This window comes from Pseudoalteromonas shioyasakiensis (assembly GCF_022398475.1).
GTDB lineage: Bacteria > Pseudomonadota > Gammaproteobacteria > Enterobacterales > Alteromonadaceae > Pseudoalteromonas.
This window is the reverse complement of sequence record NZ_JAKEVM010000026.1, coordinates 14,885-40,314: the sequence shown is the minus strand read 5'-3', so window position 1 is coordinate 40,314 and position 25,430 is coordinate 14,885. Positions and strand designations below refer to the sequence as shown.

General features: G+C 41.5%; 21 protein-coding genes. 12 read left to right on the top strand and 9 right to left on the bottom strand.

What is annotated here, in order from left to right; genetic code table 11:
- Positions 1-66 precede the first annotated feature (66 nt).
- Positions 67-1,407: an amino-acid N-acetyltransferase gene (gene argA, locus L1D51_RS07245; RefSeq protein WP_054561564.1), complete on the top strand. Its 1,341-nt coding sequence runs from the start codon at positions 67-69 to the stop codon at positions 1,405-1,407.
- A gap of 77 nt (positions 1,408-1,484) precedes the next feature.
- Here argA and L1D51_RS07240 read toward each other — a convergent pair whose 3' ends face one another.
- Complete coding sequence (locus L1D51_RS07240) at positions 1,485-2,555, bottom strand: DUF3083 family protein (protein ID WP_054561563.1); 1,071 nt, start codon at positions 2,553-2,555, stop codon at positions 1,485-1,487.
- A 228-nt stretch (positions 2,556-2,783) separates the two neighbouring features.
- Between L1D51_RS07240 and glnS the strand changes: the two genes are divergently transcribed.
- The gene (gene glnS, locus L1D51_RS07235) at positions 2,784-4,451 is read left to right on the top strand and encodes a glutamine--tRNA ligase (protein ID WP_054561562.1); all 1,668 of its coding nucleotides are present in this window, start codon (positions 2,784-2,786) and stop codon (positions 4,449-4,451) included.
- An 85-nt stretch (positions 4,452-4,536) separates the two neighbouring features.
- Here glnS and L1D51_RS07230 read toward each other — a convergent pair whose 3' ends face one another.
- Complete coding sequence (locus L1D51_RS07230) at positions 4,537-6,936, bottom strand: TonB-dependent receptor (RefSeq protein WP_239963317.1); 2,400 nt, start codon at positions 6,934-6,936, stop codon at positions 4,537-4,539.
- A gap of 154 nt (positions 6,937-7,090) precedes the next feature.
- Here L1D51_RS07230 and L1D51_RS07225 point away from each other — a divergent pair, with 154 nt between their 5' ends.
- Positions 7,091-7,618, top strand: a complete 528-nt coding sequence (locus L1D51_RS07225) for a YaeQ family protein (protein ID WP_055197246.1) — start codon at positions 7,091-7,093, stop codon at positions 7,616-7,618.
- Here the strand turns inward: L1D51_RS07225 and yfaE are convergent.
- From yfaE to ubiG, 5 genes are all read right to left on the bottom strand, one after another.
- The gene (gene yfaE, locus L1D51_RS07220; RefSeq protein ID WP_055021952.1) at positions 7,615-7,887 is read right to left on the bottom strand and encodes a class I ribonucleotide reductase maintenance protein YfaE; all 273 of its coding nucleotides are present in this window, start codon (positions 7,885-7,887) and stop codon (positions 7,615-7,617) included. The genes L1D51_RS07225 and yfaE overlap by 4 nt on opposite strands.
- On the bottom strand, positions 7,887-9,017 hold the full coding sequence (gene nrdB, locus L1D51_RS07215) for a class Ia ribonucleoside-diphosphate reductase subunit beta (RefSeq protein WP_054561558.1): 1,131 nt from the start codon (positions 9,015-9,017) through the stop codon (positions 7,887-7,889). The genes yfaE and nrdB overlap by 1 nt, the downstream gene beginning before the upstream one ends.
- Before the next feature lie 70 nt (positions 9,018-9,087).
- Entirely contained in the window at positions 9,088-11,373 is a 2,286-nt protein-coding gene (gene nrdA / locus L1D51_RS07210) for a class 1a ribonucleoside-diphosphate reductase subunit alpha (RefSeq protein WP_239963314.1), read from the bottom strand.
- Between the two features lie 392 nt (positions 11,374-11,765).
- Entirely contained in the window at positions 11,766-12,440 is a 675-nt protein-coding gene (locus tag L1D51_RS07205) for an HAD family hydrolase (protein WP_054561556.1), read from the bottom strand.
- Positions 12,440-13,150, bottom strand: a complete 711-nt coding sequence (gene ubiG / locus L1D51_RS07200; protein ID WP_105174078.1) for a bifunctional 2-polyprenyl-6-hydroxyphenol methylase/3-demethylubiquinol 3-O-methyltransferase UbiG — start codon at positions 13,148-13,150, stop codon at positions 12,440-12,442. The genes L1D51_RS07205 and ubiG overlap by 1 nt, the downstream gene beginning before the upstream one ends.
- 176 nt (positions 13,151-13,326) lie before the next feature.
- On the opposite strand from ubiG, the gene gyrA reads away from it, so the two are divergent.
- From gyrA to pyrF, 9 genes are all read left to right on the top strand, one after another.
- Positions 13,327-16,023: a DNA topoisomerase (ATP-hydrolyzing) subunit A gene (gene gyrA / locus L1D51_RS07195; protein ID WP_239963313.1), complete on the top strand. Its 2,697-nt coding sequence runs from the start codon at positions 13,327-13,329 to the stop codon at positions 16,021-16,023.
- A 69-nt stretch (positions 16,024-16,092) separates the two neighbouring features.
- Complete coding sequence (gene serC, locus L1D51_RS07190) at positions 16,093-17,181, top strand: 3-phosphoserine/phosphohydroxythreonine transaminase (protein ID WP_054561553.1); 1,089 nt, start codon at positions 16,093-16,095, stop codon at positions 17,179-17,181.
- Positions 17,182-17,183: 2 nt separating this feature from the next.
- Positions 17,184-18,464, top strand: a complete 1,281-nt coding sequence (gene aroA / locus L1D51_RS07185) for a 3-phosphoshikimate 1-carboxyvinyltransferase (RefSeq protein ID WP_239963312.1) — start codon at positions 17,184-17,186, stop codon at positions 18,462-18,464.
- A gap of 104 nt (positions 18,465-18,568) precedes the next feature.
- The gene (gene cmk, locus L1D51_RS07180) at positions 18,569-19,276 is read left to right on the top strand and encodes a (d)CMP kinase (RefSeq protein ID WP_138600691.1); all 708 of its coding nucleotides are present in this window, start codon (positions 18,569-18,571) and stop codon (positions 19,274-19,276) included.
- Positions 19,277-19,374: 98 nt separating this feature from the next.
- A complete protein-coding gene (gene rpsA, locus L1D51_RS07175; RefSeq protein WP_054551350.1) occupies positions 19,375-21,042 on the top strand; it encodes a 30S ribosomal protein S1 in 1,668 nt (555 codons plus the stop codon).
- 65 nt (positions 21,043-21,107) lie between these two features.
- Complete coding sequence (gene ihfB, locus L1D51_RS07170; protein WP_036968575.1) at positions 21,108-21,395, top strand: integration host factor subunit beta; 288 nt, start codon at positions 21,108-21,110, stop codon at positions 21,393-21,395.
- Positions 21,396-21,415: 20 nt separating this feature from the next.
- Entirely contained in the window at positions 21,416-21,697 is a 282-nt protein-coding gene (locus L1D51_RS07165; protein WP_054551349.1) for a lipopolysaccharide assembly protein LapA domain-containing protein, read from the top strand.
- 2 nt (positions 21,698-21,699) lie between these two features.
- Positions 21,700-22,836 (top strand): lipopolysaccharide assembly protein LapB, encoded by a 1,137-nt coding sequence (gene lapB / locus L1D51_RS07160; protein WP_239963311.1) that lies wholly within the window; start codon positions 21,700-21,702, stop codon positions 22,834-22,836.
- Between the two features lie 32 nt (positions 22,837-22,868).
- Positions 22,869-23,573, top strand: coding sequence for an orotidine-5'-phosphate decarboxylase (pyrF, locus tag L1D51_RS07155; RefSeq protein ID WP_054561549.1), 705 nt, complete (start codon positions 22,869-22,871; stop codon positions 23,571-23,573).
- Between the two features lie 256 nt (positions 23,574-23,829).
- On the opposite strand, the gene L1D51_RS07150 is transcribed toward pyrF, so the two are convergent.
- Together L1D51_RS07150 and L1D51_RS07145 are read right to left on the bottom strand one after the other, a co-directional pair.
- Positions 23,830-24,465 carry a DsbA family oxidoreductase gene (locus tag L1D51_RS07150; RefSeq protein WP_239963310.1) on the bottom strand — a complete coding sequence of 212 codons (636 nt, stop codon included), beginning with the start codon at positions 24,463-24,465 and terminating at the stop codon, positions 23,830-23,832.
- A 32-nt stretch (positions 24,466-24,497) separates the two neighbouring features.
- Positions 24,498-25,379: a glutathione S-transferase C-terminal domain-containing protein gene (locus L1D51_RS07145; protein ID WP_239963309.1), complete on the bottom strand. Its 882-nt coding sequence runs from the start codon at positions 25,377-25,379 to the stop codon at positions 24,498-24,500.
- Positions 25,380-25,430: the final 51 nt, after the last annotated feature.

Here is a 25,430-nt window from a genome sequence, read left to right as displayed (position 1 = left end):
CTCTACACTTGTGGCTTGTATATCTGTTTTTATTAAAACATTCGACTTTAATAAGGTAAATATTACGTGCGTACCACAGAATTGGTAGATGGATTTCGCCAGTCAACCCCATACGTTAATGCTCACCGCGGTAAAACATTCGTTGTTATGCTTGGCGGAGAGGCGATCGATCAGTCTGGTTGTCGTAGCATCATCAACGATGTCGCGCTATTAACTAGTCTTGGTATTAAGATTGTTTTAGTGTTTGGTGCTCGCCCACAGTTTAACGCAGCGCTTGAACAAGTTGGCATAACTAGTCAGTTTCATAATGAGATACGGGTAACTGATAACGCAACATTTGATGTGATTAAAAAGGTTGCGGGTGCAATGCAGTTCGATATAACCGCGCGTTTATCTACGTCTTTAAGTAGTACACCTATGTCTGGCTCATTTTTAAATGTGGTGAGTGGCAACTTTGTTATTGCTCAGCCTTTAGGTGTTGATGAAGGTGTTGACTATCATCATTCAGGTAGAGTGAGACGTATCGATGTTGCGGGTATTCGCCACCAGTTAGATAACAACGGAATTGTTCTGCTTGGGCCAATAGCGGCGTCTGTCACAGGTGAAAGCTTTAACTTAACTGCTGAAGAAATCGCTACGCAAGTAGCTCTCAAATTACGCGCCGATAAAATGCTTGGCTTTTGTAAAGAAGCCGGTATTTTGGATGAAAATGGTGAGGCGATTGCAGAGCTAATGCCAAATGAAGCTGAGCAGCTACTAGTAAACTATCGTAAGCAACCAGATTCATGTGTAAGCGCAACCGTATTCTTACAAGCTGCAATTGATGCATGTCGAGGTGGCGTACATCGTTGCCATCTTGTTAGTTACAAAGAAGATGGTGCACTATTACAAGAGCTGTTCTCTTTAGATGGTATTGGTACACAAATCGCTCCGCAAAGCTCTGAGCAATTACGAAGTGCTAGTATTGCTGATATTACCGGAATCATTAACCTTATTAGACCCCTTGAACAGCAAGGCTATTTGGTGCGCCGCTCTCGTGAACAGCTAGAAATTGAAATTGAACAATTTACGGTTATTGAGCGTGATGGTCTTATTATAGCCTGTGCTGCTTTGTATCCGTTTGCCGACGAACAAGTGGGGGAGTTTGCAAGTTTGGCTGTTCACCCTCAGTACCGAGATGCTGATCGCGGCAGTTATCTACTGAGGTTTATTATTAATAAGGCTAAACGTGCGGGTTATTCGCATTTATTTGCTCTCACCACACGCAGCATTCACTGGTTTTTAGAGCAAAGTTTTGAAATTGTGACAGTTGATGAACTACCTGCGAAGAAAAAAGCGCTTTATAACCATGAACGCCGCTCTAAAGTATTGCGTCTAGATTTAACTAAGCTAGGAAATAAGAGGTGACGCATGCGTCACCTCTTATATACCCAAACATCCTCACGGTGCTAGTTTCAGCATCTTGAGGGGGCTTGGTTATACTCTTAATATTGATAGTTAATGTGCTGATAAAAACGCACGCGTAAATCTTGGCGAGTTGGATTAAATGCCAGCTCGTCAGTAACTTCATTTATCGCACTTTGCACTTGATTCATAAACTTACCATAACCAATGTCATGCTTGTCTTTATCGGCTGCGGCAATCACAAAATGTAGTGAATCTACAAGTTGATCTGCATCCCAATACTGTTGTAATTGCACCTGCTCAGAGCTGCAATCAAAGGTTAGTTTTTGCAGTTCGCTGTTACTTTGTGCGTTATCAATATTGCTATTACGAACAATAGGGCGAGTACCGTTAGCGATGAAAGCGCCGAGTGTTAATCCGCGTTTATCACATGCTCGTTTGAACGCATCAAAGATATATTGATAAAACTGCGTATAATTCTCTTCATTCAACATATGCTGAAATTGCGTTTTAATGGCGCGAGTTACTGGAATCGAAAACCCAGCGTATGTCATTTCACTGTGTTCATTTGGTAAATGACATTGGCGAGACTGGTAACGTGGATATAAGCTACGTAATTTATAGCCATAGCTTTCTTTGTGACCTTTTGCTTTAGCAAATAAATCATAAGTGAGATGTTGGTGGTCACGAATTTTAAGAGGTGGTTGGCCGCTTAGTAGTTTTTCTTGTAGTGAGTTGATCACTCTTTGCACATTATGATGAAAACTAGCCGCATGAGCGCGAATATCTTCACCGGTCGCTAAGAATAATAAACGAATTTTTTTGCATTTTTGCTCACCATCAGCAAATACATTATGTGCTTCATGGTATTGTGGGTTATAGAAAAACAAAATTTGCTTAGCGGTTTCTAAGCTATATGCCTCATCATGGTAACGAACCACTGGCAGTTTATCGTTGGCGATTAGGTGTACATTATGTAATTCATACTCATCACATAGTGCAAATAACTCCCTTGCAAGACGCTTATAAGCACAGCTCACATTGGTGAACTGGGCAAAAAACTCATCAGTAGGTTTAAATTCAACTAACACATACTGGTTTGCACGTGCTGAGCTTGGAATATAGACTCGATGTTGATTGAGCGAAGCCATCTTTTTTCCTTATTGGTAGTGAAACTGACGGCACTATATCGCTAGTCAATGATCATTTTATTGCGTTAGAACAATTTTTTTACCGATTTTGTCGAGTCTGTGAACTATGTATTCAACATTCGACGTAATATCTTCAATAAACATGATGCAACCACTGTATGTTAGGGTTTGTTTTTGTAATAATGCATTAGTTTTGTCACCATGCAATATTCAGAGGATTATGCTCCTATGGCGGAAATTGAGAATCGCCCAAGTAACTTTATTAGAACGCGTATCGACGAAGATCTAGCAAGCGGTAAGCATGCGACTACACACACGCGTTTTCCACCAGAACCAAACGGTTTTTTACACATTGGTCATGCAAAGTCTATTTGTTTAAATTTTGGTATCGCCCAAGATTATCAAGGTCTTTGTAACTTACGTTTTGATGATACGAATCCAGAAAAAGAAGACATCAACTACGTAAACTCGATTAAAGAAGATGTGCAATGGTTAGGTTTCCAGTGGGATGGTGAAATTAAATATTCATCTAACTATTTCGATGCGTTATATGGCTATGCTGTTGAGCTTATCGAAAAAGGCCTAGCATATGTGTGTTTCTTATCGCCAGATCAAGCCCGTGAATACCGTGGTACTTTAAAAGAGCCAGGTAAAAACAGCCCATACCGTGATACGCCAGTTGAAGAAAACCTAGCGTTATTCGAAAAAATGCGTAATGGCGAATTCAAAGAAGGTGAGTGTGTACTGCGTGCTAAAATTGATATGGCAAGCTCATTCATGGTACTGCGTGATCCGATTATTTACCGTGTACGTTTTGCTCATCACCACCAAACTGGTGACAAGTGGTGCATTTACCCAATGTACGACTTCACGCACTGTATTTCAGATGCGCTAGAAGGTATTACACATTCATTATGTACGCTTGAGTTCCAAGATAACCGTCGCTTATACGATTGGGTATTAGATAACATCAGCCTTGAGTGTCATCCGCAACAAATCGAGTTCTCACGATTAAATCTTGAGTACACCATTATGTCTAAGCGTAAATTAAACGACTTAGTGGTAAATGGTCATGTTGAAGGCTGGGACGACCCACGTATGCCAACGATTGCTGGTTTACGTCGTCGTGGTTATACACCTGCATCAGTACGTGAGTTCTGTTCTCGTATCGGTATCACTAAACAAGAGAACATGGTTGAAATGGGTATGCTAGAAGCCTGTATCCGTGAAGACCTAAATGAGCATGCACCTCGTGCAATGGCTGTTCTTGATCCTGTGAAGATTGTTATCGAAAACTATGACGCAGATAAAGTAGAAACGTTATCTGTAGCTAATCACCCGAATAAAGAAGAGATGGGTCGCCGTGACGTACCTTTCACTCGTGAACTTTATATCGAGCGTGAAGACTTCCGTGAAGAAGCAAACAATAAGTTTAAGCGTTTAGTTCTTGATAAAGAAGTACGTTTACGTGGTGCTTATGTAATTAAAGCTGAGCGCGTTGAAAAAGACGAAAACGGCGAAATTACGACTATCTTCTGCTCTTATGATCCTGAAACTCTGGGTAAAAACCCAAGTGATGGCCGTAAAGTTAAAGGTGTTATCCATTGGGTATCAGCGAGTGAATCTATCACAGCTGAAGTTCGTTTATACGACCGTTTATTTAACGTACCAAACCCAGCGGCAGCAGAAGACTTTAACGCAACACTAAACCCTGAATCACTTGTGGTTCTTGAAAATGCGAAAGTTGAGCCATCACTTGCAAATGCACAAGCAGAGCAGGGCTTCCAGTTTGAGCGTACAGGTTACTTCTGTCGTGATAGCAAAGCAGAAACCTTAGTATTCAATCAAACTGTGGGTCTTCGTGATTCATGGGCAAAGATTGAACAAAAGGGCTAATAGCTAATTTTACTTAGTTTCTATGCTAATAAAAAACCCTTTCACTTTAAAAGTGAAAGGGTTTTTTTATAACTATTAAAAGCGATTAGAAATAACCGCGAATACCCAAGCTGAAGTTACGACCAGGTAGTGGTGCTTTTTCTTTAATGAATGAGCTGTGTACGAAACCAAGTTCATCGGTTAAGTTGTCAACATTGATGTAAAGCTGTGTATCAACAGGACCTAAGTCAAGTTGGTAGTTAGCTGATGCATCAAACAGGGTATAACCGTCAGTTTTTGTCTCGTAAGCAGTAATGTCAGACTGCTCAAAATAATGAGTACCGGTTAGGCTAAACTTCCAATCAGACACTGTGTACTGTAATTCAGAACCCAGTTTATTAGCAGGGATACGAGGTAAGTAACCTTCATCATCTTTTAGCTTAGCCGTTGTTGAATCACCAAACACTTTAACTAGCGCACTTGGCGTCACTTGATAATGTACGTCAAACTCAATACCGTATAATTTCGCATCTTTACTTGTAAATTGGTAAACCGCCATTGCATCTTCATCTGCATCAGCTGCTGATTCTAAGCCATGCTCTTCATCAAAAACTAAACCGGTGTTTTGCTGGTAGTAATAGTTTTCAATGTCGTTATAGAAGAAGTTAACTGTGTAACCAAAGTCACCAATAAAGCGGCGGAAACTTAAATCAAAGTTCGTTGCTGTTTCTTGCTCGATATCTTCTGGCTCAAAATGAATTTCGCCATCTTCAATATGATAACCAAGACCTAGCTCGTAAGTGCCTGTTGCGATATGAATGCCGTTTGATAGTAATTCAGCACTTAGTGGCGCACGTTCTGAACGAGATACACTTAAAGCAACACTTTGGCCTTCTTGATATTGCCAAATTGCACCTGCAGATAAGCTTAAGTTTGTGAAATCTTCACTGTAGTTAATGATTTCAGCTTCTTCTTCGTCATGGTGCTCTTCTTCCTCTTCATGATCGTGATGATGCTCAGCCATGCTTACAGCAGAGTCGATTTGGTAATCTTCAAGGCGTGCACCTAGCTCAACGGTCACATCACCAAACTGGCGTTCTTCAAGAACGAATAACGCGTTTGTTTTAGTAACACTTGCTGGCGTAAAGGCTTCTTCACCATCTGCATCATAGTCAGACTCAGTGTAGTGATAACCAGCCATACCGTGCCAAAGGCCTAACTTGTGCTCAACAGTTGCACGTGCTTCGGTTGTTTTGTTTGTAAACACCGTGCCCACTGCACCATCTTCAATTTCAGCGTGTTTGTAGTCTGTGTAGCCAACGCGTAGTGAGATATTTTCAACCCAGTTATCATGAAGTGCATAGCTCATGTAACCTTGCCAGCGGTCTTGCTCTAGCTGTGCAAATACTGATTCCTCGTGCTCTTCTTCACCTTCATGTTCATCATGATCTTCCTCTTCTTCATGATGATGATGCTCATGAGCAGGAATGCCATAATCTGTTTCGATGCGACCGAATGACACACCTAGCGTTAGGTGATCGCCGACGTAACTAGTACCAAAGTTAACTGTTTGGCTATCGATAAAGGTGTTTTCTACGCTGTTAGCTGTTTCGTGTTCTTCATGCTCTTCACCTTCATGCTCCTCCTGTTCCTCAGGAAGCTCAAAGTTTGGTGTGTCATAATCGTGACCTTTGCGCTTTGTACCATCGAAATGGAAGTTGAAACCATCATTACCGGTTTCAAGTTTTGCAGCATAAGTGTTTGTATTTGATACTGTATCGTGTGTGTATTGTGCAGCACCGGTTAAAGACTCGATGTTATCGGTAGGAATACGGTTATCAACAACGTTCACCACACCACCGATAGCGCCAGAGCCATAAAGTAGGGTAGCAGGGCCGCGAAGTACTTCGATTTGCTCTGCTGCTAAGCTGTCATTTGATGTTGCATGGTCAGGGCCGATACGAGATGCATCACTGCTATCAAGGCCATTTTGGGTGATCTTCACACGCGGACCATCTAAACCACGAATAATAGGGCTTGATGAAACTGGGCCAAAGTAGCTAGCATTAACGCCCGGTAAACCTTTTAGTGTTTCCCCTAATGTCGGTTTTGCTTTGTCTTTTAACTCATCACCGGCTAAAACATTCACAGGCGAAATCATTTCAAGACTATTTTTATGAAGTGCTGATGCATAAACAACAACAGTTTCAACTGATGTTGGTGTAAGCGTAACCACAACATTTTGGTCTTCGCCATTAATAGCAACACGCTTATCGATGAAATTGTTTTTACTGATGTGAAGCTGACCTTTATTGTCTACGTCAATTTTAAACTGACCTTGTTTGTCAGTGACAACGCTTTGTGATTTGCCGTGTACATGTATTTCAGCATTGCTGATAGGTTGTTGGTTTTTATCTAATACTTGACCTGTGATCACAGCAGCCATTGTTGATTGAGAAAACAGCGCAGCGGCAACAGCACTAGAAAGAATTGAAACTTGTTTCATCATTACTACTTCTAAGTTTGTTGTTGAGTGTGGTGATATAATATAACACTGCAATTTTCTAACTGCAATAACGTTATACTATAACTTTACCTTAAGTCGCGATTTTAACACCATACACTATACTTAGACTGTTACACTGAGATGGCCAAATCTTATGTCTGATAAAAATAGGGTATTCAAAGCAAATTTTACCATTGCTGATTTAAGAGAGCATCGTAATCACAAAGAGGTGTTTACCACTGCTTGTGACCGTCGTGAAAGCTATCAACACTTTGTACTCAAGCTTTTAAGTTATTGCTTATTTTCACACAACGAAACAGCCATATTGAATGCAAGGTTCAGTCATGCTGAACCAGATGTATCAATAAAAGCGCTTGATGACCATTATCAAACATGGCTTGCTGTTGACCAACCGGATATTTTACAGCTCAACAAAATTGCAAAGCGGGTTGATGAGCTATGGGTCGTGACAACCTTAAATAACGATTGGCTTAAAGAAAATGAACACCAGTTAGAACTTATCAATAATGGTCATTTAATTGCGTTTGATGACAATTTCATTGAGCAATTAGCGAGTCATCTAACTAAAAACTTACAGTGGGATGTTACGATTGATCAGCAAATGGTGAGTGTGTCAGATAAAGAAAATTTCTACCAAACCAGTGAGCTTATTTGGCATTAAAGCTCAATTTTTATCTTTCCATTGGGTTTACTACAACACAGCAACACTTCGCCTGTTCGAACGAACGCAAGCGGCTCTTGATTGTAGCTCACATCACCTTCGACTAATTTTGCACGGCAAGCGCCACAATAACCTTCACGGCATTGGTAGGGTACATCTATTTTGTTTTGTTCTAGGCATTCAAGGAGAGATGAACAGCCAGAATCAAATTCAAGATTCTGGCTGTCTGTTCCTGCAAGGATAACCTCTGCAGTGTTGTTTGAGCTCATTACAGGTCGAAGTCACCAAAGTCAGATGCATCAACTTGAGAGTCAATTTGACCAACAAGGTAAGAGCTGATTTCAGCTTCTTGTGGAGCAACTTGAACGTTGTCTGATACTAACCAAGAGTTGATCCAAGGAATAGGGTTACTCTTACTTTCGAACTGTGCAGGTAGGCCTACCGCAGTCATACGTGCATTAGTGATGTATTCAACGTATTGGCATAAGATATCTTTGTTAAGACCAATCATAGAACCATCTTTGAACAGGTATTCTGCCCAATCTTTTTCTTGTTCTGCTGCTTCAACAAACATCTGAATTGCTTCTTCACGACATTGTGCTGCAACGATTGCCATTTCTGGGTCGTCTTTACCTTCTTGCATAATGTTCAAGATGTGCTGTGTACCAGATAAGTGTAACGCTTCATCACGGGCGATTAGCTTGATGATTTTTGCATTACCTTCCATTAATTCACGCTCAGCGAAAGCAAATGAACAAGCAAAGCTTACATAGAAACGAATCGCTTCTAAGATGTTAACCGACATCATTGCTAGGTAAAGTTGCTTTTTAAGGTCAAATAAGCTGATTTTAACTTCTTCACCGTTGATCACATGTTTACCTTCACCGTATAGGTTGTAAACAGAAATCATGCTGATTAAATCATCGTAGTACTTAGTTACCGCATCAGCACGCTCACTGATTTTTTCGTTGCTTACGATATCGTCAAAGATAAGTTCAGGAGATTGCGTAACGTTACGGATAATGTGTGTGTATGAACGGCTGTGAATAGTTTCACTGAACGCCCATGTTTCAATCCAAGTTTCTAGCTCAGGAATAGACACAATAGGTAGTAACGCAACGTTAGGCGAACGACCTTGCACACTATCAAGTAGCGTTTGATATTTTAAGTTGCTTAAAAAGATGTGCTTTTCGTGCTCTGGTAACGCTTGGAAGTCAAGACGGTCTTTACTTACATCAACTTCTTCAGGACGCCAAAAGAACGAAAGTTGCTTTTCAATTAGCTTTTCGAAGATAGGGTACTTTTGTTGGTCGTAACGTGACACGTTTACCGTTTGGCCGAAAAACATCGGTTCTTGTAATTGGTTATTATGATTTCGGCTAAAAGTTGTATATGACATAGTGATTTCTCAAAAAACAGTCAGGACAAAGCGGGCTAATGAGCCCGCTTTTGTTATGTTATTAATTTAATTAGATTTTACAAGCGCCGCCTGCACAACCGTCATCTTCTACCTCTGGTGTTAACTCATCTTGAGAGTCTGATGCACCATCACGTGTGTTGTGATAGTACAGGGTTTTAACACCAAGTTTATACGCAGTCAGTAGGTCTTTTAATAGCACCTTCATAGGTACTTTACCGCCTTCGTACTTAGATGGATCATAGTTAGTGTTTGCAGAGATCGTTTGGTCAACGAATTTTTGCATAATACCAACAAGTTGTAGGTAACCATCGTTTGAAGGAATATCCCACAGTAGCTCGTAGTTATCTTTCAGATTTTCATAATCTGGCACTACTTGCTTTAAGATACCATCTTTACTTGCTTTAACGCTGATATGACCACGTGGTGGTTCAATACCATTTGTTGCGTTAGAGATTTGCGATGATGTCTCTGAAGGCATTAGGGCAGATAGCGTAGAGTTACGCATACCGTGCTCTTTAATGCTTTCGCGTAATGAGTCCCAATCTAAGTGAAGCGGCTCTTCACAGAACTGATCTAGGTCACGCTTGTAAGTATCTGTTGGCATAATGCCTTGAGAATACGTTGTCTCGTTAAATTTAGGACACGCACCACGTTCTTTCGCTAACTCATTTGATGCTTTCATTAGGTAATATTGAATTGCTTCAAATGTTTTGTGAGTTAGGGCATTTGCGCTGCCATCTGAGTAACGCTTACCATTTTTCGCTAAGTAATACGCGTAGTTAATAACACCAATACCTAGCGTACGACGACCCATAGTTGCGTTTTTCGCCGCAGGAACAGGGTAGTCTTGGAAATCAAGTAAGTTATCAAGAGCACGTACTGCAAGTTCAGCAAGTTCCTCTAATTCGTCAAGTGATTCAATTGCACCTAAGTTAAACGCCGACAGCGTACAAAGTGCAATTTCACCTTCTTCATCCATTACATTGCTAAGTGGCTTAGTTGGTAATGCAATTTCTAAACATAAGTTAGATTGACGAATTGGTGCCACAGTCGAGATGAACGGGCTGTGCGTATTACAGTGGTCAACGTTTTGTAAGTAGATACGACCTGTGCTCGCACGCTCTTGTGCAAACATTGAGAATAACTCAATCGCCTTAATACGTTTTTTACGAATTGACTCGTCTTGCTCGTATTTGATGTATAGCTCATCAAACTTTGCTTGATCTTCAAAGAACGCATCGTATAGACCTGGTACATCTGAAGGGCTAAATAATGTGATGTATTCGTCTTTGATTAAACGGCTATACATTAATTTGTTGAACTGCACACCGTAGTCAAGGTGACGTACACGGTTATCATCAACACCACGGTTGTTCTTAAGAACAAGTAGGTTTTCAACTTCTAAGTGCCAAAGCGGGTAGAACAGTGTTGCTGCGCCGCCACGAACACCACCTTGTGAACAGCTCTTAACCGCTGTTTGGAAGTGCTTATAAAACGGAATACAACCTGTGTGGTACGCTTCGCCGTTACGAATAGGGCTACCAAGCGCACGGATGCGACCGGCATTAATACCAATACCCGCACGTTGCGAAACGTATTTAACAATCGCAGACGATGTTGCATTGATAGAATCTAGGCTATCACCACATTCAATAAGTACACATGAGCTGAACTGACGTGTAGGGGTACGTACACCTGCCATGATAGGGGTAGGTAATGAAATTTTGAATGTAGATACTGCATCATAAAAACGCTTGATGTAATCAAGGCGTGTCTCTTTTGGATAATCAGAGAATAAGCTTGCAGCCACTAAGATATATAAAAACTGTGCACTTTCGTAGATTTCACCAGTAACACGGTTTTGAACTAAATACTTACCTTCAAGTTGCTTTACAGCAGCGTAGCTGAAGTTTAAGTCACGGTTGTGATCGATGTAAGCATCTAACTCGTCAATTTCTTGCTCGGTATAATCAACAAGTAGGTGTTGATCATAACGCTTGTCTTCAACTAATTTCGTGATGTGATCGTATAAGCGTGGTGGCTCAAATTGACCGTACGCTTTTTTACGTAAATGGAATACAGCTAAGCGAGCAGCTAGGTATTGGTAATCAGGCGTATCTTTAGAGATCTGATCAGCTGCAGCTTTGATGATTGTTTCATGAATGTCATCGGTACGAATGCCGTCATAAAATTGAATATGTGATTTTAATTCAACTTGTGAGACAGACACATTCTCTAGACCTTCTGCGGCCCAAGCGATCACGCGATGGATCTTATCTAGATCAAGTGACTCTTTACGGCCGTCACGTTTGCTTACAGATAGCTGTTGGTTCATAGTTTTGCCTGTATTCCTTGGGAAATTATAGTTGTAAAGACAAAGGTATTCTTTATGTAATTATTATTATTAAACGCCAGGGTGATCTAATTGAATAACATTTAGCCACAATATCTGGTGTTGTTTAAATTGCAGATCACAAGATAGTGTGGTCTGCGCTGTTTTGCAAGGGATAGAATTGCCCCATTTTGTGGATAACTATTGGATAAACGCATTGTGTTAGTGACCATTAACCTTTGAACATTCATAGACGACGAAATTTGTAGAAATCAACAAAAGATCCAGAAAATTTACCGTTTTTAAAAATAAATTTTGACTGATTTTTTTATCATCAATGAATGCTCAAAAGTAAATCAAATCACAATATATGGTGTTTCAGTTATCAAATAACACTATATATGGTTGAAACCATCAATCGGCGTTTGCCAATTGAAATCCGCTTGCCAGCCAAGTGCAGCGTCTACACTGGGTATATAACCCCATAACGCTGTTGCGCTGTACATATTGGCCGCTTTTGCAGCTTGAATATCACGTTCAGCATCACCGATATACAAACAACGGCTCGGATCAACATCTAAGATCTCAGCAGTGTGCAATAGTGGATCCGGTGATGGTTTTGACACAGCTAATGTATCGCCACTCACAACCGCTTTTGCATCACGCAAAGAGGGAATAGCTTGCACTAAGGGCTCAGTTAAAAAGCCGGGCTTATTAGTCATAATGCCCCACTTAATATTGTTTTGCTCAAGTGCAATTAAAAGCTGTTCGATGCCATTGAAACATTTACTGTGCACAGCAATATCTTCGGCGTAGTAGTCAAGAAGCTGCTGGCGCAAGGCGAGTTGTTCAAGTTCGGGCCATTTATCCCCAAACCCTACTTCTAATAATGCATTTGCACCGTTAGACGCAGCAGGGCGATAAACATGCTCAGCAACAGGCGCCACATTGGCATCTGCTAACACGCGGTTCAATGCGCCACCTAAGTCATCTGCGGTATCGAGTAGTGTGCCATCTAAATCAAAGATAAAAGCATCAAAATCGATAGAGGGTGTTTGTACACCACTCATCAGGCTAGTTTCTCAAAGTGCAGGATGTAATTAACACTTACATCATCATTTAAGCTGTACTGCTTAGAAAACGGGTTATAGTTAAGGCCGGTACTGGCGCGTACTTTTAATCCCGCTTCTTCTGCCCATGCAATAAGCTGTGCAGGTTTGATGAACTTTTTATGGTCATGAGTACCTTCAGGGACCATCTTTAAAAGCTTTTCAGCACCGACAATAGCAAACAAATAAGCTTTTGGTGTTTTATTTAATGTTGAAAAGAAGACATCGGCGCCCGGTTTAGCAAGCTCTGCTACAGCACGAATAATAGAAGCAGGATCTGGAACATGCTCAAGCATTTCCATACAGGTCACAACATCAAAGCGAGCAGGGTGCTCAGCAGCAAATTGCTCTGCAGGTACTTTTATATAATCAACAGGTACGCCTGTTTCTAAACTATGTAACTTAGCAACGGTAAGTGGCTCTTGGCCCATATCGATGCCGGTTACTTTAGCGCCCATACGCGCCATACTTTCACTTAAGATGCCGCCACCACAGCCAACATCTAAGGTTTCCTTATCAAATAAGCCGCCTACTTTATCAGCGACAAAATCCAAACGTAGAGGATTTATTTCATGAAGGGGTTTGAACTCTCCGTCGCGGTCCCACCAACGTTCTGCGATGGCTTCAAACTTTGCAATTTCTGCATTATCTACATTTTGATGCTCGGTCATAAAAAACTTCCTCGTTAATCTGAGGCCATTATATAGGGGGAAATTAATAAATCGCAAAGATTTAGCGCCTGTAAATCTAAATAAATTGTGATAGCATGGTCTGGAAATAATAACTAAAGCTCTTAAGACGGCGGTTTGCCCCTTAATGAGTCAATACTGAAGGAATGTGAAATCAAATGACTGATCTCGCCAATGAAATTCTGCCAGTCAATATTGAAGATGAATTAAAAAACTCCTACCTTGATTACGCGATGAGTGTAATCGTAGGACGTGCATTGCCAGACGTACGTGACGGCTTAAAGCCAGTTCACCGCCGCGTTCTGTTTGCAATGAACGAACTCAATAATGATTGGAATAAACCTTACAAGAAATCAGCACGTGTTGTTGGTGATGTAATCGGTAAGTACCACCCACATGGCGACAGCGCGGTATATGACACCATCGTTCGTATGGCGCAGCCTTTCTCATTACGCTACATGCTTGTTGACGGCCAAGGTAACTTTGGTTCTGTTGACGGTGACTCTGCGGCAGCAATGCGTTATACGGAAGTCCGTATGGCGAAAATGTCACATGAATTATTAGCTGATTTAGAAAAAGAAACGGTTGATTACGTACCGAACTACGACGGTACTGAGCAAATTCCTGACGTATTACCTACTAAAGTACCTAACTTATTAGTAAATGGTTCTTCGGGTATCGCGGTTGGTATGGCGACTAACATTCCACCTCATAACTTAACAGAAGTTATCAATGGTTGTTTAGCGCTTATTCAAAACCCTGATATGTCAATCGCTGACCTAATTGAATATATCCCGGGTCCAGATTTCCCGACTGCGGCGATTATCAATGGTAAAAAAGGCATTGAGCAAGCGTACTTAACCGGTCGTGGTAAAGTATATATCCGTGCTCGCGCTGAAATTGAAGTTGACGAAAAAACCGGTCGTGAAACAATCATCGTTCACGAAATCCCTTATCAAGTTAACAAAGCACGCCTTATTGAAAAGATCGCAGAGCTTGTTAAAGATAAGAAGATTGAAGGTATTAGTGCATTACGTGATGAATCAGATAAAGACGGTATGCGTATCGTTATCGAAATCAAACGTGGTGATGTTGGTGAAGTAATCTTAAACAACCTATATGCACAAACTCAGTTACAAACTGTGTTTGGTATGAACATGGTTGCACTAGATAACAACCAACCTAAGTGTTTCAACCTAAAAGAAATGCTTGAAGCGTTTATCGTGCACCGTCGTGAAGTTGTTACACGTCGAACTGTATTCGATTTACGTAAAGCCCGTGACCGTGCTCACACGCTTGAAGGCCTAGCGATTGCCCTTGCGAATATCGACCCAATTATCGAACTTATTCGTAAGTCACCAACACCAGCAGAAGCAAAAGCTGCACTAACAGCACGTCCTTGGGAACTAGGCACTGTTAAAGCGATGCTTGAAAAAGCGGGTGAAGATAACGTAGCACGTCCTGATTGGTTAGCGGCTGATCTAGGTATCCGTGACGGTCAGTACTATCTATCTGAGCAACAAGCACAGGCAATTCTAGACCTACGTTTACACAAACTAACAGGTCTTGAGCATGAGAAGATCTTAGACGAGTACCAAAACTTACTTGATCTAATTGCTGAGCTTTTACACATTCTTTCAAGCCCAGAGCGTCTAATGGAAGTTATCCGCGATGAGCTAGTAGAAATTAAAGAGCAATATGGTGACGAACGTCGTACTGAAATCAGTGCAGCTGCTCACGATATTAGCCTTGAAGACCTAATCAATGAAGAAGACGTTGTTGTAACGCTTTCTCACGAAGGTTACGTTAAGTATCAACCATTATCGGATTACGAAGCACAGCGTCGTGGTGGTAAAGGTAAATCAGCAACGAAGATGAAAGATGAAGACTTCATCGAACGTCTATTAGTTGCTAACACACACGATACAATCCTGTGCTTCTCAACAGCAGGTCGTTTATACTGGTTGAAAGTATATCAGTTACCATTAGCAAGCCGTGCAGCGCGTGGTAAGCCAATTGTTAACTTATTACCACTTGAAGCTGATGAGCGTATTACTGCTATCTTACCAGTACGTGAGTACGAAGAAGATAAATACATCTTCATGGCAACTGCGTTTGGTACAGTTAAGAAAACACCACTTACAGCATACAGCCGTCAACGTGCGAGCGGTATCATCGCTGTTAACCTAAATGAAGGCGATAGCCTAATTGGTGTTGATATCACTGATGGCACGAATGAAATCATGCTATTCACTGATGCTGGTAAAGTTGTTCGCTTTAAAGAAGCAGAAGAATCAGCAGTTGTTGATGAAAACGGTAACCCAGTTCTAGACGAAAATGGTAACCCAGAAATCCGCTTCAAAGGTGTACGTCCAATGGGTCGTACAGCAACAGGTGTTCGTGGTATCAAGATGGCTGATGACCAACGCGTTGTGTCGTTAATCGTACCTAAGTCAGATGGTGCAATCCTAACTGTGACAGAAAACGGTTACGGTAAGCGTACAGCACTTGAAGATTACCCATCGAAGAGCCGTGCAACACAAGGTGTTGTATCAATCAAAGTAAGCGAGCGTAATGGCGCTGTGGTTGGTGCAGTACAAGTTGACGATAACGACGAAATCATGATTATCTCGAATCGCGGTACCTTAGTACGTACCCGTGTAAACGAGGTTTCTACGGTTGGTCGTAATACTCAAGGCGTTATTTTGATACGAACTATTGACGAAGAGCAAGTAGTTGGTTTACAACGTATCGAAGAAATCGAAGTTGATGAGCTTGAAGCCATCGAAGGCGAGGCCGTTGAAGTAGTCGATACCAATACTGAAGAAACGGGTGATAACCCACCTTCAGAATAACATTGATTTAAAAAGCGGCTTCGGCCGCTTTTTTTATCCGCACTATAATTACTGGAATGAGGCAAAGTAATGACTAAGTATAATTTTTGTGCAGGACCGGCAATGCTACCGCCGGCAGTTATGCAAAAAGCACAAAAAGAATTTATAGATTGGCAAGGTTTAGGTGTCTCTGTGATGGAAATTAGCCATCGCAGCAGCGACTTTTTAGCGCTTACCACTAAATGTGAAGCAAGCCTGCGTCGTTTAATGAATATTAGCGATGAGTTTGAAGTATTATTTATGCACGGCGGTGGCCGTGGTCAATTCAGTGCTGTACCACTGAATCTTCACCTTGATGATAAGCCAGCTGTGTACTGTGAAAACGGTGTATGGTCTAAAGGGGCTACTTCAGAAGCGGCAAAATTCACTGCAGTTGAAAGCATCAATGTACGTGATGATGAGCAGCAAAATGGCCAGTTCTCTATAAAACCAGCAAGCAGCTGGGAATTACCAGCTGACGCATCATACATTCACTATTGTCCGAATGAAACCGTAGATGGCATAGAAATTTTTGACGTACCATCACACCCATCAGCACCGATTGTGGCTGATATGTCATCAACTATTTTATCGCGTGAGTTTGACGTAAATCAGTTTGATCTTATTTACGCTGGCGCACAAAAGAATATTGGCCCATCTGGTTTATCGATTGTTATTGTACGTAAAACGCTATTAGAGCGTGAAGGGCTTGCAAAGCCAGGTATTCTTGATTACGCATTAGAAGCAAAACAAGGCAGCATGTATAACACACCACCTACATTTGCGTGGTATTTAGCTGCTGAAGTATTTGAGTGGCTTGAAGCAAACGGCGGCGTTAAAGCGATGGAAGAACAAAACATCGCAAAAGCAGAACTTCTTTACAGCTACATTGATAGCTCAGATTTTTATAGCAACAAAGTTGCTAAGCATTGCCGTTCGCGTATGAACGTACCGTTTTGGTTAAACGACGAATCACTGAATGATAAATTCATTAGTGAGTCAAAAGAAGCAGGCTTATTAGCCCTTGAAGGTCACCGTATTGTCGGTGGTATGCGCGCAAGCATTTATAATGCGATGCCACTTGAAGGTGTTCAAGCCTTGGTTAATTTTATGGAAAAATTCGCCAAGGAGAACAGCTAATTATGGAACAGCTTCGTCTTGAACCGATTTCAAAGGTAAATGGTAGTGTGACACTACCAGGCTCAAAAAGCTTATCAAACCGTATCTTACTGCTTGCTGCTCTTGCAGAGGGCACAACCGTTGTTGAAAACCTACTAGATAGTGATGATATTCGTCACATGCTAGGTGCGTTAAATCTTCTAGGTGTAAATGTATCGCTTAACGAAGATAAAACAGTGGCCACCGTAGAGGGTGTTGCAGGTAAATTTAAAACCCCAAGCGAGCCTTTATTTTTAGGTAATGCCGGTACTGCTTATCGTCCACTTACAGCCGTTTTAGCAGCTGTAGAAGGCGAGTACCAGCTGGTGGGTGAGCCTCGCATGGAAGAGCGCCCAATTGGCCATTTGGTAGATGCACTGCAAGCACTGGGTGGTGATGTTGAATACCTTAAGCATAAAGATTATCCACCACTGGCCATTAAAGGCGGCAAAATCAACGGTGGCAAAGTTGCAATTGATGGCAGCATTTCTAGCCAGTTCTTAACAGCGTTACTAATGGCAGCACCATTATTTAATGGCGATACAGAAATTACCATTAAAGGTACACTGGTATCAAAGCCTTACATTGACATTACCCTAGATGTAATGAAGCGCTTTGGCGTTACTGTAAGTCATGACAATTACGAAACATTTTACGTTAAAGGCTGTCAGCAGTATCAAGCACTTGAGCGCATTATGGTTGAAGGTGATGCATCAAGCGCCTCTTATTTTGTTGCGGCGGCTGCAATAGCAGGTGGCGAAATTGAAATTAACGGTGTAGGTGCGGCATCTGTTCAAGGTGATATTGGTTTTGCCAAAGTTATGGAGCAAGTAGGAGCCAAAATCGATTGGTACGATGAAAAGCTGGTGGTTCGTAAAGGCGAGCTAAACGCGGTCGATATTGATGCCAATGCAATCCCTGATGCGGCAATGACACTCGCCACTGTTGCGCTTTTTGCTAAAGGTAAAACAGCTATTCGTAATATCTATAACTGGCGTGTAAAAGAAACAGATCGCTTATATGCCATGGCGACTGAGCTTCGTAAAGTTGGTGCAGAAGTGGTTGAAGGTGAAGATTTCATCGAAATTACACCACCAGAAACATTTAACGATGTAGCGATTGATACCTATAACGATCACCGTATTGCCATGTGTTTTGCAATGGTTGCCGTTGGCGGAAAGCCGATAACCATTAACGATCCTAAGTGTACATACAAAACTTTTCCAACGTTTTTCAAAGTACTAGAGTCTGTCTCAAGTCAATAAAACAGAAGAAAATATAAAAAGTTACATTCTAAATGCGGATCTATTTCTAGAACTGGCGTATAATATCGCGGTTTTATTTTGGTGTGCATTGCAGGAGGTTATAAATGCAGGCGTTATCAATGCCCGTAATCACCATCGATGGCCCAAGTGGTTCAGGTAAAGGAACTGTTTGTCGCTTGTTAGCCGAGAAATTAGGTTGGGATGTATTAGACAGTGGTGCGATTTACCGTGTGCTGTCACTTGCAGCGCTTCATCATCAAATTGAACTAGATAATGAAGATGCGCTAGTACCGCTAGCTGCAAACTTAGATGTACAGTTTTTGGTCGATAGCCAAACGCATACTTCTAAAATTGTATTGGAAGGCGAAGACGTCACAACCACAATTCGTAACGAAGAAGTGGGTGCCGCGGCATCAAAGATTGCTGCATTACCACGGGTGAGAGAAGCATTATTACGTCGTCAACGTGCGTTTCGTACTGAGAGCGGCTTAATTGCCGATGGTCGTGACATGGGCACAGTTGTGTTCCCTGATGCACCATTGAAGATTTATTTAACCGCATCGGCTGAAGAGCGCGCTCGTCGTCGTTTTGCTGAGTTGAACGAACGCGGTCTTGATGTTACACTAAGTGGTCTACTTGAGGACATAAAAGCTCGCGATCACCGTGATATGACGCGTGAAGTTGCGCCGCTTGTTCCTGCAGAAGACGCCATTGAGCTCGATACTAGCGAGCTTAATGCAATGCAAGTGTTTGATAAAGTAATAACTTTACTCGACGAAGCAGTACTTGCAGGAAAGCTTCCAAAAGCTTAAAAGTAATTTATTAAGGTGCCGGCAGGAAGCTAGTGCTATTTTAACAACCCCATGCAGCATGGTTGCTAATTGGTTATTTAATTATTTAGAGACGTATAATGTCAGAAAATTTTGCGCAGTTATTTGAAGAAAGCCTTAAGGGTTTTGAAGCAGAGCAAGGCTCTATCGTTAAAGGTACTGTTATCTCAATCGAGAACAACATCGTACTTGTTGATGCTGGTCTTAAATCTGAAAGTGCAATCCCTGCTGAGCAATTCAAAAATGCTGCTGGTGAACTAGAAGTTGCTGTTGGCGACGAAGTAGATGTTGCTTTAGACGCAATCGAAGACGGTTTCGGTGAAACTATCCTTTCTCGTGAGAAAGCGAAGCGTCACGAAGCGTGGATCCGCTTAGAAAAAGCATGTGAAGAGCAAGAGACTGTTACTGGTGTTATCAACGGTAAAGTTAAAGGCGGTTTCACTGTTGAAGTTGATTCAATCCGTGCCTTCCTACCTGGTTCACTTGTTGATGTTCGTCCAGTACGTGACACAACTCACCTTGAAGGTAAAGAGCTTGAGTTCAAAGTAATCAAGCTTGACCAAAAACGTAACAACGTTGTTGTTTCTCGCCGTGCAGTTATCGAATCAGAGAACTCACAAGAGCGTGAAGAACTTCTTGCTAACCTTGTTGAAGGTCAAGAAGTTAAAGGTATCGTTAAGAACCTTACAGACTACGGTGCGTTCGTTGACCTTGGTGGTGTTGACGGTCTACTACACATCACAGACATGGCGTGGAAGCGTGTTAAGCACCCTTCAGAAATCGTTAATGTTGGCGACGAAATCGCAGTTAAAGTTCTTAAATTCGACAAAGAAAAGACTCGTGTATCTCTAGGCCTTAAACAGCTTGGCGAAGATCCATGGGCAGCTATCGCTGGTCGTTACCCAGAAGGTTCTAAGCTTTCTGGTCGTGTAACTAACCTTACTGACTACGGTTGTTTCGTTGAAATCGAAGAAGGCGTAGAAGGTCTAGTACACGTTTCTGAAATGGATTGGACTAACAAGAACATCCACCCTTCAAAAGTTGTTTCACTAGGTGACACTGTTGAAGTTATGGTTCTTGAAATCGACGAAGAGCGTCGTCGTATTTCTCTTGGTCTTAAGCAATGTATTGCTAACCCATGGCAAGAATTTGCTCGTCTACAAAACAAAGGCGACCAAGTTACTGGTAAGATCAAATCAATCACTGACTTCGGTATCTTCATCGGTCTTGAAGGCGGTATTGACGGTCTTGTTCACCTTTCAGACATTTCTTGGAACACGCCAGGCGAAGAAGCTGTACGTGAATTCAAGAAAGGCGACGAAATCACTGCTATCGTATTACAAGTTGACCCAGAGCGTGAGCGTATCTCTCTAGGCGTTAAACAAATCGAAGCTGACCCATTCAATAACTACCTGGACGCAAACAAAAAAGGTGCTATTGTTAAAGGTAAAGTGACTGAAGTTGATGCGAAAGGCGCAACTGTTGAGCTAATCGAAGGCGTTGAAGGTTACATCCGTGTAGCTGATATCGCTCAAGAGCGTGTTGAAGATGCTACTACTGTAGTTTCTGCAGGCGACGAAATCGAAGCGAAATACGTTGGTGTTGATCGTAAGAACCGCACTTTAAGCTTATCTGTTAAAGCTCTTTTCGAAGCAGAAGAGAAAGAAGTACTAGAGAAGCTTAAGAAAGAAGAGCCAGCGTTCGAAAACGCTATGGCTGCAGCATTCAAAAATGCTCAAAAAGACTAATATCTAGTCTTTTAAAATTGGAAGGGCAGTTTTGCCCTTCCTTTACCACTCTTTAAGGAAACGCTATGACTAAGTCAGAATTGATAGAACAACTTGCCGAGCAACACGCACACATCCCTGTGAAAGATGTTGAAAATGCCGTTAAAGAAATTCTTGAACAAATGGCCGGCTCATTATCTAGCTCAGATCGCATCGAGATCCGTGGCTTTGGAAGTTTCTCATTGCATTATCGTTCTCCTCGCACAGGTCGTAATCCAAAGACTGGCGAAACAGTTGAGTTAGACGGTAAGCACGTACCACATTTTAAACCAGGTAAAGAATTACGTGACCGCGTAAATGCGAGTATTGCCTAGTTTTATACAGGAGTAGTTACTTGTTTAGGGTATTAAAAATTGTATTAATTGCGCTGTGTTTATTTATTGCGTTTGTACTTGGTTCACAGAATCCACAATTGGTGCAAATCAATTATTTAATCGCCAGTAATACTTTGCCCTTAGCTGTTGTAATAAGTATCTGCTTTATTTTAGGTGTCGCAATTGGTTGTTTTATAAGCTTTACACTGTTTTCTCAGTTGAAGTGGCAAAATTATCGCTTAAAGAAAAAATTAGCGCCTGAAAAAAACAATAAAAAGCTTGTTGCTAATAAAGACACCTAATCATGATTGAGCTTCTGTTTTTACTTTTACCCGTTGCAGCCGGTTACGGTTGGATAATGGGTAAAAACAGCGCTAAAAACCAAGCTCATCAGCTTAATCGCCAAATTACCTCTGAATATTCTAAAGGCCTTAAATTTCTCTTAGACAGAGAAGAAGACCAAGGCTTAGAGCACCTTATTAATCTACTTGAAGTTGCCGCTGATTCAGTTGAACATTATTCAACGCTTGCAACTATGTTCCGCCGCCGTGGCGAACTTGATCGCGCTATTAAAATTCATGAGCTGCTATTAAAACATCCAAGTCTTGATGACCAACAAGCTGCAACCAGCCGCTTAGAACTTGCTGAAGATTACATTATGGCAGGCTTGTTAGATGGTGCAGAAGAGCATTTAGTATGGCTTGTTAAGGCAGGCCATAAAGAAGCCTTAGAGCCAATTATTAATCTTTATTCACAAACCCGTGAATGGGAAAAGGGCATTAACATGTACGAGGCCCACAGTGAATTGTTCACTAAACCTCAGCATGTAAAAGCGATTGCCAATTTTTACTGTGAAGCAGCCTTACAAGATAACGATACGCAAATTATGCGTAAAGCCATTAGCTTAAACCACAAAGCCATTCGCCCACTGTATGAGCTTGGCCATAGTGCTTTCACCAAAGAAGATTATGTAAAAGCAATTTACTACTGGCGCGAGCTGATTAGCCAATTCACGTTTTTTGCGCCGGTATTTATTGAAGAATTAGCGCTCAGTTATCAAAAGCTCAATTTAACGCATCAGTTTTACGAATTACTCAATGAACTGCTCGATAAAGGTGGCGTATTAATAAAAATAAAACACTGCCAAGCTTTACTTGAGCAAGGTCACATAGAGCAAGCAATTAAATTTTTAACGGATAGTTTAAAGCGTCACCCAACTATTCGTGGCTTTAGCTTTTTATTACAGCTACTAGCTAAACAAAACAACGATATTAAAGATGTACTCGATCAAATTGATAAGCTAGTTACGTCTTATATCGCAACCAAACCTGATTTTCAGTGTCAACACTGTGGCTTTACCAGTCATACCATTTATTGGGTATGTCCATCTTGTAAGCACTGGGAAACAATTGTTCCAAGCCGTGGCATAGACGGTTTTTAATTCATATTAGTCCATTAGTTTTTAGGAAAGTTATGTCTGTCGAAGATTCAAAAAAAGTATTAATTGCCCTTGATTATGATGATCAACAAACAGCTCTTGCGTTTGTAAAGCAATTATCGCCTGATACGTGTCGCCTTAAAGTAGGCAAAGAAATGTTCACGTATTTTGGTCCTAGCTTTGTTAAGGAACTAATCGACTTAGGTTTTGATGTATTCTTAGACCTAAAATTTCACGATATTCCAAACACAGTGGCTAAAGCTGTAACCGCAGCTGCAAAAATGGGTGTGTGGATGGTTAACGTGCATGCCTCTGGCGGCGTTGAAATGATGACTAAAGCAAAACAAGCTTTAGAGCAGTTTGGTGATGATGCTCCGTTACTAATTGCAGTAACCGTACTAACCAGTATGGATGCCGCAGAGCTTACTCGTTTAGGTGTAGATAAAACACCAGAAGAGCAAGTAATTTACCTAGCAAACCTTGCCAAAGAATCAGGCCTTGATGGGGTAGTGTGCTCAGCACAAGAAGCGAAAAAGCTTAAAGCAGAACTTGGCGCAGACTTTAAACTGGTTACTCCAGGTATTCGCCCTGCAGGCAGCGATGCAGGCGACCAAAAGCGCATCATGACACCAAAACAAGCCGTTGAAGATGGCAGCGATTTTTTAGTTGTAGGCCGCCCAATCACCCAATCGGCAGACCCAGTTGCAACACTAAAAGAAATTAACGACTCACTAAAATAACCTCGTTATTTTAAAATAGTCTCTAAAGAGCATTGTAAGCGTGATTTATATCGCGCTATATACAATGCTCTTTTTGTTTGGGCAATTTCCTTAGGTTATCTGCATTTGAGAATCAGTTAATCAAACTCGTTTTTGGACAGAACCTGTTTAGAGTGAAAGCAATCAGATGGATAACTTTGACTCATGCAAAAATAAAAAAGCCAGCAATCCAGCTGGCAAAAGCAATGTGAAAAGTTGAAAAGGCTTTCAGTGGAAGTCAAACTTTGGTTGCGACCTCTTTTAGTGTTTTACGTAATGCATTGATATCGAGAGCACCCGGTACAACCCACCCTTTATTGATAACCAACGTTGGCGTAGAAGTGATGCCATATTCTTGAGCCAACTTTCTATCACGCTGTATCTCAGCTTGTCGCTCCGGAGAAGCAAAGTCCTCAAGAAAACGAGCCTTATTCAGCCCAACCTCACCAGCAATTTCTGTAAGCTCATCCACATCACCAATATTTCTGTTTTCACTCATATGTGCATGTGTAACAGCATCAAAATAGTCCCAATAAGCACTGGAGCCTCCCTGTTGTTCAGCCGCCTTACATGCCACCAAACCTGGCGTTGAAAATGGGTATTCAAACGTCTGCTGATGCATCCCTTCGACGTTTACGCGCTTTTTATCGTCGGCACGTGCACATTGCTCCCAGTGTCCCAAAATGATTTGCTTTGCTTGTTTCATTGAACCAAACTTGCCAAGCATTTCTTCCCGTGAAGCAGACAAAGCAAATGCATGATGATGGATATTTAAATTAAACTCTTTTGCAAGCTGGCGTAGTCGAGGTGACAAAACATAACACCACCCACAAATGACATCGTGAAAAAAATCGACTCTAATTTTTTTGCTCATTACTTTTCTCCAAGATTGAAAATATTACTGGCTTACCAACTAATGGCAGGCCCCGCTGGAACAATTCCATGTGGGTTAATGTGCTTGTGCGAGAAGTAGTAATGCAGCTTCATATACTCGATATCGATTGTTTTTTTGATGCTCTCATGACTGATTAAATCCAGCATATACCGGTAAAGGTTCTCGAAGGCTTTTAGTGGCTTTTTATTGGCCTTAAAGTGAACTTCATAAACAGCTTCAAACCTGACAAGTGTCGGTAACAGAAACAGATCAGATAGTGTGATATTCGAACCATATAGGTAACGAGTTTGACCAAGCCTACAGTCCAGCTGCTCCATAGCATCAAACAAGATCTCACTGGCTAGATCATATTCTGCCTGCTCTGTGGCAAAACCAACGTGGTAGACTTTTCGATTCACATTGACGTGTAACCACTCGTTGAGCTTTTCTATTTCTTCTCGCAGACTATCTGGAACCAACTCAACTTTGTTCTTAGCTAAAGGTAGCCAGTTGGTAGCAAGCTCCATCGCTATCGCGGAGGAATTATTATCTACAATGGCATGATCTTGTTTGTCCCATAGTACCGGTACTGTCACTCTTCCCGTGTAACTTGGATTTGCTCGTTGGTAAAGCTCTACCAAGTTTTGAGAGCCGTACAAAGGATCAGAGTTAGCGTCGTCAAATAACCATCCGTCGGAATATCGCTTTGCTGCAACAGAAGAAACAGTTATTGCGTCATTCAATCCTAGGTAATTGATCACCAGGTAAGGCCGATGGGCAAAAGGGCAAGCAAACGACATGTACAAGTGATAACGCCCTTGCTCAGCGACTTTTGGCAGTTCAAAGCTGTCCTCATGAGACAGATCTTTTACTTCTTTATTTGGATACCAAATACCTTTTTCTAAAACAGCCATGGGGGCACCTACATACTTTAATTATGGAAACCTATGTAACATGAGCTTTCG